The sequence below is a fragment of the Nocardia sp. NPDC050413 genome (genome assembly GCF_040655475.1).
In the GTDB taxonomy this organism is placed as follows: Bacteria; Actinomycetota; Actinomycetes; order Mycobacteriales; family Mycobacteriaceae; genus Nocardia; species Nocardia coubleae.
In genome coordinates this window covers 113,517-125,296 of the sequence record NZ_JBFAJZ010000008.1, presented here as the reverse complement: position 1 = coordinate 125,296, position 11,780 = coordinate 113,517, and the positions used below count along the sequence as shown (strand labels likewise).

The 11,780-nt window shown below is 70.0% G+C and carries 9 protein-coding genes; 8 read left to right on the top strand and 1 reads right to left on the bottom strand.

Translation table 11 applies throughout. The features are described 5' to 3' along the window. The first annotated feature begins 48 nt into the window (after positions 1-48). The 7 genes from AB0I19_RS20095 (at position 49) to gatB (ending at position 9,636) form a co-directional block, all read left to right on the top strand. Positions 49-3,468, top strand: a complete 3,420-nt coding sequence (locus tag AB0I19_RS20095) for a protein kinase (RefSeq protein WP_357150498.1) — start codon at positions 49-51, stop codon at positions 3,466-3,468. A 68-nt stretch (positions 3,469-3,536) separates the two neighbouring features. Next, positions 3,537-3,707: a hypothetical protein gene (locus tag AB0I19_RS20090; protein WP_166655716.1), complete on the top strand. Its 171-nt coding sequence runs from the start codon at positions 3,537-3,539 to the stop codon at positions 3,705-3,707. A gap of 72 nt (positions 3,708-3,779) precedes the next feature. Next, the gene (gene fdhD / locus AB0I19_RS20085) at positions 3,780-4,589 is read left to right on the top strand and encodes a formate dehydrogenase accessory sulfurtransferase FdhD (protein ID WP_357150497.1); all 810 of its coding nucleotides are present in this window, start codon (positions 3,780-3,782) and stop codon (positions 4,587-4,589) included. Positions 4,590-4,698: 109 nt separating this feature from the next. Next, a complete protein-coding gene (locus tag AB0I19_RS20080; RefSeq protein ID WP_357150496.1) occupies positions 4,699-5,586 on the top strand; it encodes a hypothetical protein in 888 nt (295 codons plus the stop codon). 28 nt (positions 5,587-5,614) lie between these two features. Beyond that, positions 5,615-6,649, top strand: a complete 1,035-nt coding sequence (locus AB0I19_RS20075; protein WP_067493464.1) for an ATP-dependent 6-phosphofructokinase — start codon at positions 5,615-5,617, stop codon at positions 6,647-6,649. A 57-nt stretch (positions 6,650-6,706) separates the two neighbouring features. Further along, the gene (locus tag AB0I19_RS20070; RefSeq protein WP_357150495.1) at positions 6,707-8,086 is read left to right on the top strand and encodes an alpha/beta fold hydrolase; all 1,380 of its coding nucleotides are present in this window, start codon (positions 6,707-6,709) and stop codon (positions 8,084-8,086) included. A gap of 44 nt (positions 8,087-8,130) precedes the next feature. After that, positions 8,131-9,636, top strand: a complete 1,506-nt coding sequence (gene gatB / locus AB0I19_RS20065) for an Asp-tRNA(Asn)/Glu-tRNA(Gln) amidotransferase subunit GatB (protein WP_067493247.1) — start codon at positions 8,131-8,133, stop codon at positions 9,634-9,636. Positions 9,637-9,707: 71 nt separating this feature from the next. Here gatB and AB0I19_RS20060 read toward each other — a convergent pair whose 3' ends face one another. Then, entirely contained in the window at positions 9,708-10,829 is a 1,122-nt protein-coding gene (locus AB0I19_RS20060) for a PQQ-dependent sugar dehydrogenase (protein WP_357150494.1), read from the bottom strand. 90 nt (positions 10,830-10,919) lie between these two features. Here AB0I19_RS20060 and AB0I19_RS20055 point away from each other — a divergent pair, with 90 nt between their 5' ends. Continuing rightward, positions 10,920-11,756, top strand: coding sequence for a DoxX family protein (locus AB0I19_RS20055; RefSeq protein ID WP_067493251.1), 837 nt, complete (start codon positions 10,920-10,922; stop codon positions 11,754-11,756). The last annotated feature ends 24 nt before the right edge of the window (positions 11,757-11,780 follow it).

Here is an 11,780-nt window from a genome sequence, read left to right as displayed (position 1 = left end):
CCTGGGTCACGGACGGGGAGCAGATTCGGCCCGTACGAGTTGCGGTCGATGCTGGGCAAAGGCGGCATGGGGGAGGTCTACGAGGCCTACGACACCGGCAAGGACCGGGTAGTCGCCCTGAAGTTGCTGGCCGCCGAACTCGCCCAGGACCCCGCCTACCAGGTCCGGTTCCGGCGCGAATCGCAGGCCGCGGCGAAACTGGCCGAACCGCACGTCATCCCGATCCACGACTGGGGCGTCATCGACGGGGTGCTGTTCATCGACATGCGGCTGGTGCCCGGCACCGACCTGCGGAGCGTGCTGCGCGCCGGGGGGCCACTGCACCCGGAACGCGCGGTCGCCGTCGTCGAACAGATCGCCGCCGCCCTCGACGCCGCGCACGCGGGCGGGCTCGTGCACCGCGACGTGAAACCGGCCAACATCCTCGTCACCCCCGCCGACTTCGCCTACCTCGCCGACTTCGGCATCGCCCACACCGAGGGCGACAGCGCGCTCACCCAGGCCGGGATGGCCATGGGCTCCTACATCTACATGGCGCCCGAACGGTTCGACGCCGCCCCCATCTCGCACCGCGCCGACATATATTCGCTGGCCTGCGTGCTGCACGAATGCCTCACCGGCGCATCCCCTTTCCCCAGCGCCAGCATGAGCGTGCTCATCCGCTCCCACCTGACCGAGGAACCGCCGCGGCCGAGCACCGCGATCGCCGGACTGCCCGTGGCATTCGACGACGTCATCGCCGTCGGCATGGCGAAGGATCCCGCCGAGCGGTACCCGAGTGCCGGCGCGCTGGCGCTGGCCGCCAGGCAGGCCTTGGCGAGCGCACCCGGAGCAGGCCCGATCGTCGGCCGTGGGCCGGTCAACGCGCCCGGTCACGGGGTGCCCGCGGCGGCCGGATTCGGTAATGCCGCAGGTGGAATCATCGGTGGTGCCGCTGCCGCCGCGCACGGAGCCGGGGCGCGTGGCACCGATGCCGCGAGACCAGGCGCGGGCCGTGGCTCCGCCGGGCCGCGCGAGCGTGACGACGAGGCGCAGGAGCAGCCCAAACCGACGCCGACAGGGGAGTTCCGGGTTGTCGGCGCGGTGACCGCGACCGGCGGCATCGAGACCTCCCGCAGCCAGACCTCCGCGACCGGCGCCCAGCCGACGCTCATCATCCGCCCGCCCGAGGCGCGCGCCGACACCGCGGGCTTCCACCGCGTTCCGGTCGAGGGCAGCGGCGAGGTGTCCATCCCGGCCGTCATCCAGCCCACCGGCCCCACCGAAATCCACCCCGCCGACACCTATTTCGCGCCCCTCCCGGCCGACGACGCCACCCCCGAACCGGTCGTCCCCACACCGCCTCCCGCCTACACCCCCGACCAGGGCCTCCCACGGATGCGCCCGTTCCCCGACGCCCACCTCTACGGCGACAACCAAGCAGGCGAAACATCTTCGCCCGTACCGCAGCCCAGCGCCCCGCACCCCGGCGGCCGCGCGTACGGCAGCGGTCGGCCGGGTGAAACTTCTTCGCCTGTCCCGCAACCGGGCGGTGGTCATCCCGGTGGTCTGGCGTACGGCGGTGGTCGGCCGGGCGAAACTTCCTCGCCTGTCCCGCAACCTGGCGGCTCGCACCCCGGCCGTGTCGCTTACGGCGGCGATCGCCCGGGTGATACTTCTTCGCCTGTCCCGCAACCCGGCGCCGCGAGGGGCTCTCATCCGAGTGGTCCCGCGTATGGCGGCGGACTGGCGGGCGAGACTTCGTCGCCGGTCCCGCAACCCGGCGGCTCGCACGCCGGCGGTCCTGCATACGGTGGCGGTCGTCCTGGCGAAACCTCCTCGCCCGTACCGCAATTCGGTGGTCCCGGCGAGGCCCAGCGTGGCCCGCTGGTACCGCCACGCAGTGCCCCGACTCAGCGGTACTCCGGGGAGTACCCGGTGCCGGGTGGGCAGCCGCCCGCCGATTTCGGTTCCCGCCAGAACCCCGGTGACCGTCCGGCTCCACCCGCCCGGCTGGTCTCCCCGCCGGTCTCCGGTGGCACCGGCCCGAACCCGCTCCCCGGCACCGACCTGCCCGATCGCAACCAGGGATTCAGCTCTCCCTCTGGATCTTTCGGTGCCGAAAACGGTCCGGAACCACGTCCGGGTCCGCCGTACGGGCCGCGACCGGGCGAGAGCGCGAACCCGCCCGCGCCCGCGACCCAGAAGTTCGACGCGGATCGATTCGGCCCTGCTGCCGGGCAATTCGACGACGAGCGATTCCCGGGGCCCGGTCACGCACCGGATTCCCGGTCCGCTGGCACAGCCAATCCGTTCGGTCCGTATGCGGCGGAGGCGAGTTCGGCGCACGGTGGTGATCGGTTCGGTCCGGACAGTGGTGACCGGATCCCGGACGACGAGGACTCGGCTTCGCGGCGCCCCGATGCCTTCGGTCCGCCGACCGCGCAGTACGACCCACGGTCGGCCGACGGTTTCGATGACAACCAGCGAAAAGACCGGCCCGACGACCGTCGAGACCCGGCCCAGCCGGGCAGTGGCAACCACTTCGCGCCGCCCACCGAGGTGTTCGGTCCGGAGCATCGGCGGTCGGCGCCCACCGAGCACTACGGGCAGAACGATCAATTCAGCCCGCCCACCGAACAATTCGACCCGGCGAGCATCGGCGACCAGCGGTCCGCGCAGACCCGGCACTACCCGGACGCCCAACGCTCCGCGCCCACCGAGCACTACCCGAGCGGCCCGGAGGCGCGCCGCTCCGCTCCGACCGAGCACTACGGCTTCGACGACCCGGACCCGCAGCGTTCCCAGCCCACTCACCAATACCGCGGTGGCGCAGCGCCCTTCGGTGCCCACAATGCCGTCGACCCGGCGAATCCGTACAACGATCAGGCCGCCTACTCCCAGTACGACGACCAGCAGGCCTACGGCGACCACGCCTACCGCGACAACGACGGCCCCTACGGCCCCGAACCGGCCTATGTCCCGGAACCCACCTGGTCCCAACAGGACTCGAACCGCCGATCCATGCTGTTGCCGATCCTCGTCGGCGTGCTCGCCGTCATCGTCGTCGCCATCGGCGGGGCGATCGGCTGGCGGCTGATGGCGGCCACCGACTCCACCGACACCGCAGGCGCACCGTCCACCTCGCTGGTGCCCGCCGGACCGACCGGCACCACCGCACCACGGGCTACCACGGCCGCACCGACCACCTCGGCCGGCCCGGTCACCCTGCCCGCGGGGGCGCAACCGTGCGATTCCGGTTCGGGCAGTGGCAGTTTCAGCAAGGCGGCGGTCGGCAACACCGTCACCAGCTGCCCGTTCGCGCAGGCGGTCCGCGAGGCGTACGCGGGCGGTGGCAGCGCGAGCGGTGCCCGCGAGGTGGTGGCGACCAGCCCGGTGACCGGCCGCACCTACACGATGACGTGCACGCCCGCGGGCAAGCTCGTCACCTGCACCGGCGGCGAGAACGCGGTCGTCTACGTGTACTGACCACCGGCTTCGCACCACGCCGCGCCGACCTGCGGACGCAGATATGCGAATCGTTGCATACTGTCGGTATGGCTGATGACGACCAGTGGTACTACTGCCTCAAGCATCACAAGGCCGAGCAGGGCAAGTCCTGCTGGTACGGCGACCGGATGGGGCCGTACCCGGACCAGGCGACGGCCGAGCGGGCGCTCGAGATCGCGCGGGCACGCAACAAGGCCGCCGACGACGAAGACGACTAGACCCGGCCGGTTCGCCTACCGTCGTTCCGGCGACGACGAGCACCACTCGTCACCGACTGATCGGCACACCTGATGAGCAGAGTCACCGCACGACGCAAGACCGTCCGGCTGTCACCGACCGGGCGGGTCGAGCGCCCCGACACCCTCGCGGTCGAGGAACCACTCGAGATCAGGGTCGACGGGCAGTCGCTCTCGGTCACCATGCGAACACCGGGCAACGACATCGACCTGGTGCACGGCTTCCTGCTCGGTGAGAACATCATCGGCGCCGCCGACGACATCGTCACCGCCCGCTACTGCGCGGGCACCGACAGCGAGGGCCGCAACACCTACAACGTGCTCGACGTGCGGCTGCGCGATCCCGTGCCGCTGCACCCGCGCAACCTCGTCACCACCGGCGGCTGCGGCCTGTGCGGCAAGAGCGCCCTCGACGAAGTGCGCACCCACACCCGCTTCCCGCTGCCGCCCGCGGTCCCGGCCGTCGGCACCGAGGTGCTGACGCGGATGCCCGGCCTGCTGCGCGAAGGGCAGAAACTCTTCGACGCCACCGGCGGTCTGCACGCGGCCGGCCTGTTCACCACCGACGGCACCCTGCTCGCCCTGCGCGAGGACATCGGCAGGCACAACGCCGTCGACAAGGTGATCGGCTGGGCGGTGCGGGAGAACCGGATCCCCGCGCACGACCTGGTGCTCGTGGTGAGCAGCCGGGCCTCCTTCGAACTGGTCCAGAAGGCCGTGATGGCGGGCATCCCGATTCTGGCCGCGGTATCGGCGCCGAGTGCACTCGCCGTCGACCTCGCCGTGGAGTCCGGATCGACATTGCTCGGATTCGTCCGTGGCGAATCGATGAACATCTACTCGGGTGAAAACCGTGTGACCTGACGGTTTACGGACGAAGTGGGCGTTGGGCCATACAGCCCAGTACGGTGTCGGACACGGCTACCCAGCACCGAAAGCCCGGGGGAGTTCACAAACGAAAATGCTTCACATCATGACGAACAACCGACGCCACCCGATACGGGTGGCGCTGTCAGCACTGCTGGGCGTTGCCGTATTGGTCACCGCGGGCTGTGGTTCCGACAGCAGCCCCGCCGCACCGCAGGTCACCACGAAGAGCCCGGCCACCTTGCCGGGCGGCCCGGTGACAGCCGAGGTCTCCGTCGCGGTGCCCGGCAGCCTGGCCGCCGACTTCGCCGATCTGCAACGCGGGCTACGTGGCAGCGTGGGGATGGCGATCATGCCGGTCGCCGGGACCAAGATGGTCACCTTCGGCGACTGGACGACCGGCCCGGCTTGGTCGACGATCAAGGTGCCGCTCGCCATCGCGGTCTCGCGCCGCAGCAGCGCCTACAACTCGTCGGTGAACGCCGCCATCACCGCCTCCGACAACGCCGCCGCCGACGCTCTGTGGTCGACCTTCGGCAACAACGCCGACGCGGCCGCCGCGGTGGAAGGGGTCCTGCGCGAGGGCGGTGACGCCACGACGACCGTGCCGACCGTGCGCACCCGCTCGGACGCCTCCATCTACGGCCAGGCCGAGTGGGCGCTGGCCGATCAGGTCCGGTTCGCCGCCCAGCTGCCGTGCCTGCCGCAGAGCGAGCGGGTGGTCGGTTTGATGCAGCAGATCGTCGTCAGCCACCGCTGGGGTCTGGGGGCATTCACCAGCGCCGAGTTCAAGGGCGGGTGGGGACCGGATACGTCCGGAAAGTACCTGGTCCGTCAGTTCGGGCTGATCGATTCGCCCTCGGGCCGCATCGCGGTTGCCTTTGCGGCCAAACCCGATTCGGGCGCTTTCACCGACGGTATGACCATGCTCGACAAGATGGCGACCCTGCTCTCGGGTCACCTCGACGAGCTCGCCGGAGGCCACTGCCCCTGATCCGCGCTGGTGGGGCAAGATGAACGCCATGCGCATCGGAGTCTTGACCGGAGGCGGAGACTGTCCAGGACTGAACGCGGTGATCCGGGCGGTGGTCCGAACCGCGAACGGCCGCTACGGCGACGCGATCGTCGGATTCCAGGACGGTTGGCGAGGCCTACTCGAGGACCGCAAGATCCGCATCCACAACGACGACCGCACCGACCGGCTGCTCACCAAGGGCGGCACCATGCTCGGTACCGCCCGCACCAACCCCGACGTGCTGCGCGCCGGGCTGCCACGCATCCAGCAGACCCTCGACGACAACGGCATCGAGGCCCTGATCCCGATCGGCGGCGAAGGCACCCTCACCGCGGCCAGCTGGCTGGCCGAGGAGGGTGTGCCGGTGGTCGGCGTGCCCAAGACCATCGACAACGACATCGACTGCACCGACGTCACCTTCGGCCACGACACGGCGCTGTCGATCGCCACCGAGGCGATCGACCGCCTGCACACCACCGCCGAATCGCATCAGCGGGTGATGCTCGTCGAGGTGATGGGACGGCACGCGGGCTGGATCGCGCTGAACTCCGGCATCGCCGCGGGCGCGCACCTGACGCTGGTGCCCGAGGAACCCTTCGACGTCGCGCAGGTGTGCGCGATGATCAAGTCCCGCTTCCAGCGCGGCGAGAAGAGCTTCATCTGTGTCGTCGCCGAAGGTGCCCACCCCGCACCGGATTCCGGGTTCACGCTGCGTGAAGGCGGAATCGACGAATTCGGGCACGAGCGGTTCACCGGTGTCGCCCAGCAGTTGGGGTCCGAGATCGAGCGCCGGATCGGCAAAGAAGTCCGCACCACGGTGCTCGGCCACGTCCAGCGCGGCGGCAGCCCAACACCCTACGACCGGATCCTGGCCACCCGCTTCGGCGTGCACGCGGCAGAGGCCGTGCACGCCGGACATTTCGGGATGATGGTCGCCCTGCACGGCACGACCATCGGTCTGGTCCCGCTGTCGGAGGCGACCAAGCAGCTCAAACGGGTTCCGGCCGAACGGCTCAGCGAGGCGCAGGCCTTCTTCGGCTGAGGCCTGCCTGGCGAGGCGTTGCGTGGACTTGTCGGTGCGCGTCGGTACCGTGGTTTCATGCGCACCGGTCGAGTGTTCGTTTCGGTTCTTGCAGTCCTCACCGCCCTGGTCGGCGGATGCTCCGGGTCCACATCGGATTCCGGGGAAACCACCGTGCACGGCAACTGGAACGGCGCGATCGAGGTGCCAGGGCAGCCGATCCCGATCGGGGTGAGTTTCGCCGAAGACGGTTCGGCCACCCTCGACATCCCCATCCAGGGTCTGCGTGACGCGCCGCTGAAAGACGTTGTCGCCGAGCCGGACAAGGTCGAGTTCGCGCTCCCCGACGCGCCGGGCGACCCGCGATTCCGCGGCAAGCTCGAGGGGGAGCAGATCACCGGTGACTGGACGCAATCGGGCCAGTCGGCGCCACTCACGCTGCGGCGCGGCAAGATCGAGAACGTCGCCCGTCCGCAGGACCCGAAGCCACCGTTCCCCTACCGCAGCGAGGACGTCACCTATCGCAGCGGCGACATCACCATCGCGGGCACGCTCACCGAACCCGAAGGGCCAGGCCCGTTCCCGGCGGTGCTGATGATCACCGGCAGCGGCCCGCAGGACCGCAACGAGGAACTGCTCGGGCACCGCCCGTTCCTGGTGCTCGCCGACACCCTCACCCGCGCGGGCTACGCGGTGCTGCGCACCGACGACCGCGGCGTCGGCGGAACCGGCGGCAAGCTCGACGACGCCACCTACGACACCCTCGCCGGTGATGCCGCCGCCGGTGTGGCGTTCCTGCGCGAGCGGCCCGAGATCGACGACGCGAAGGTCGGCCTGTTCGGCCACAGCGAGGGCGGCTACCTCGCACCGCTGGTCGCGGCAAGGCCGGGAAGCGATATCGCGTTCGCGATCCTGATGGCCGGCCCGTCGGTGCCCGGCGCCGACGTGCTGATCGAACAGAACAAGGTCATCATGGCCGCCTCGGGCGCGCCACAGGACAAGATCGATCAGCAGGTCGACTACCTCACGAGATGGACCGCGATGCTGCGCGCCGGTGACCTCGAGGGCGCCCGGGTGTACTCCCAGCAGCACAACGAGTCCTTACCCGAGAACGAGCGTGCACCGAAGGAAGCGGTCGATTCGTTCAACACCCCCTATATGACCTCCTTCATGACCTTCGACCCGCAACCGTCGCTGCGCGCCCTGCGCGTGCCGGTGCTCGCCTTCTTCGGCGGCAAGGACCTGCAGGTTCCCGCCGCCCAGAGCGAGGGGCCCATGCGCGAGGCGCTGGCGGGCGCGCCCGACCCGACGGTGCACACCTTCCCCGGCCTCAACCACCTGATGCAGCCCACCGAAACCGGCAACCCCAGCGAATACTCGACCATCGAAACCACCATCGATCCGGCCGTTCTCACCTACGTCACCGACTGGCTCACCCGCCGTGTCCCGCCGCGCTAGGACCACCGGCCGCGGCCGTGAGCGGCTTACATAGACTGCTAGGCATGAGCGCACCCACGGTCGAGTTGATGGATTACGCCGATGTCATCTCCCGGTACGAGCCGGTGCTCGGCATGGAGGTCCACGTCGAGTTGTCCACGGCGACCAAGATGTTCTGCGGTTGCCCCACCGAGTTCGGCGCCGAACCCAATACCCAGGTGTGCCCGGTGTGCCTCGGGCTCCCCGGCTCGCTGCCGGTCGTGAACGAGAAGGCCGTCGAGTCGGCCATCCGCATCGGCCTGGCGCTGAACTGTTCGATCACCCCGTGGGGCCGGTTCGCGCGCAAGAACTACTTCTACCCGGATCAGCCGAAGAACTACCAGATCAGCCAGTACGACGAGCCCATCGCCACCGACGGCTTCCTCGACGTGGTGCTCGACGACGGCAGCACCTTCCGCGTCGACATCGAGCGCGCGCACATGGAAGAAGACACCGGCAAGTCGCTGCACGTGGGCGGTGCCACCGGCCGCATCCACGGCGCGAGCCACTCGCTGCTCGATTTCAACCGCGCGGGTGTGCCGCTGATCGAGATCGTCACCAAGCCGATCACCGGTGCGGGCGAACGCGCGCCCGAGGTGGCCCGCGCCTACGTCACCGCGCTGCGCGAAGTGCTGCGCTCGCTCAATGTCTCCGACGTGAAGATGGAACAGGGCTCGCTGCGCTGCGACGCCAACGTATCGCTGATGGCGATCGGCGCGAAGGAATTCGGTACCCGCACCGAGACCAAGAACGTGAACTCGCTCAAGAGCGTCGAGGTCGCGGTGCGCTACGAGATGCGCCGTCAGGCCGCCGTGCTCACCGCGGGCGGCGAGATCGTGCAGGAGACCCGCCACTTCAACGAGGCCGACGGGTCCACGTCGGCGGGTCGCCGCAAGGAGACCGCCGAGGACTACCGCTACTTCCCCGAACCCGACCTCGAGCCCGTCGCCCCGGCCGCCGAGTGGATCGAGGAACTGCGCGCCACCATCCCCGAGTACCCATGGCTGGTCCGCGCGCGCATCCAGGCCGATTGGGGCCTGTCCGACGAGGTGATGCGCGACCTGGTGAACGCGGGCGCCCTCGACCTCATCATCGCCACCGTCGAGGCAGGTGCCCCCGCCAACGAGGCCCGCTCCTGGTGGGTCGCCTACCTCACCGAGAAGGCCAAGGAACGCGAGGTCGCCCTGGTCGACCTCCCGATCACCCCCGCGCAGGTGGCGGCGGTCATCGCCCTGGTCGAGGCGAAGACGGTGAACAACAAGGTCGCCAAGCAGGTGGTCGACTTCGTGCTGGCCGGCGAGGGCGAACCCGCCCAGATCGTCGAAGCCAAGGGCCTCGGCATGGTCAGTGACGACACCGCCCTGCAGGCCGAGGTCGAAAAGGCCCTCGCCGCCAACCCCGATATCGCCGACAAGATCCGCTCGGGCAAGGTCCAGGCCGCGGGCAAGATCGTCGGCGACGTCATGAAGGCCACCCGTGGCCAGGCCGACGCCGCCCGCGTTCGCGACCTGGTCATCGCGGCTTGTAGCTGAGAAACGAAGCAGCCCAACTGTTCTCGCCCGTTCGGGGAGAACAGTTGGGCCGGCTTTCGGCCGCCGAAGCGCTAGTCGGGGCCGCCCGCGCCGCCCTGGGGCGGTGGGATGCGCACGACGCGGTCGTCGAATTCGCCTGGGGCGCCGTCGGTTTTGTTGACCGTGCTCACCCAGACGCTGCCGTCGGCACCACCCGTGGCGCCGAGCAGTTTGCCGTACTTGTCCTGGGCGATCAGGGTGGGCGCCGTGGTGACCGCGAAGGTGGTCATGTCGGCGGTGACGGCGGCGAGTGCCTTTCCTTCGGTGAGGGCGACGGCCACACCGTCGGTGGTCGCCGCGCACCCGCCGACGCCGGGGCGGTCGGGCCAGGTCCACGACACGGTGAGGGTGCCGTCGGTGCCGAGATGCTGCAGTCGGTCCTCGGCGGCGGTGCGGTCGGTGACCCACATGCCGTCCTTGCCGTCACGGCACAGGTCTCCGGCGGTGCCGATGCCCGAGGCGACCACCTGCGGTGTGTTCGTGCCCGACGACGGTGAGTCGAGTCGCAACAGTTTGCCCCCGAGCGAGCCTGGGTCGGCCGCGGCGCCGGGGTTGCCCGCGTCGCCGGTGAGGACCAGCAGCTGGTTCGGTGTCGCCCATTCCAGCGCGCCGCGATTCCCGGTGGCGCCCTTGGGGATTCCGGTGAGGATCTCCTTCGGCGCGCCGTCACGGGACAGGCGGACCACACGGTTGTCGCTGCCGGTGGTGATGTAGGCGTACATCAGCCCGTCCTCGGAGAAGGTCGGGGACAAGGTGATATCGGAGATGCCACCGTCGCCCGACCCGTCGACGGGCAGCACCGCGACCTCCTCCGGGGGTGGCTGCGGAGTACTCGCGTCGACCGGGGTCACCGACAGGATGCGACCGGTGCGACGCTCGGCGACCAGCGCGCCGTCACCCACCGCGATCAGCCCGGCGGCCGAATCGAGGCAGGTGCCGATGACATTGGGATCGGGGTCGATACACGGCCCGGTCGGGCGCGGCGCCTGCGAGGGCGAGTCCTGCGGCGGCTTCGGTTCCGCGTTGGCACCGCCGATCGACGGCTCGGTGGTGAACGGGCTGGACGCCGACTCGTCGAAACGGGCACACCCGGCGACCAGAATCGTGCCGAGCGCCAATCCGACTGCCACGCGGCCCGCGAATACCGAACTCATGGTGCAGACGTTACCGGCAGTCGAGCGGGGCTGACACGCCTGATGCGGCGAAGGGCGACGCACCGCGATCCCACGTCCTAAGGTGAGACCGTGACCGACAAGTCGAACGACACTTCCCCCGACGACGCGACGGCGCGGGCCGGAGAGTCCGCCTCCGCGGCGGGGCAGCCGGTGACCAGCCCCTTCGATTCGCCGACCACGCAGATGCGCAAGCCCGACCCCAAGGACGTGCCGCGCACCGACGAGGACCTCGGCCTGGATCCCGGCGACGAGGTCCCCACGGCGAGCAGCGCCAAGTCCGGCGACACCGACTATGGCTACGCGACGATTCCGCCCGCGACGGCCGCGTCGGCGGACTCGGTCCGCCTGCAGCGCCGCAACCGCGAGGCCCGGCGCGGCACCCTCGACTTCGGCTTGTTCGTGCTGCGCCTGGTGGTCGGCGGCACCTTCATCTACCACGGTCTGCAGAAGCTGACCGGCTGGTTCCACGGCCCCGGCATCGACGGAACCAAGGACATGATGGCCGGTGGCGGCTGGGACCACCCGTCGCTGGCCACCGCCCTGGTGATCGCAGGCGAACTCGGCGGCGGCGTCCTGCTCGTCCTCGGCCTGGCCACCCCGCTCGCCGCGGGCGCCATCCTCGCGACCATCTCCAACGCCTGGATGTGGAAGCAGGGCATGATCCCTGGTTTCCAGTACAACGCGGCGACCAAGTCCGGCGTGGAAATCGACACCATCCTCGCCGGCGCCGCGCTGGCGATCATCCTCACCGGCCCGGGCCGCTGGTCCCTCGACCGCACCCGCGGCTGGGCCACCCGCCCCGCCTACGGCTCCTTCGTGGTGGTCCTGCTGGCCATCGCCGCCGCCATCGGCACCTACTGGTTCCTCCACGGCGGCAACCCCCTGAAGGGCATAGGCCCCTTCTGAACCGCCTCCCCGCGAATTCTGGCC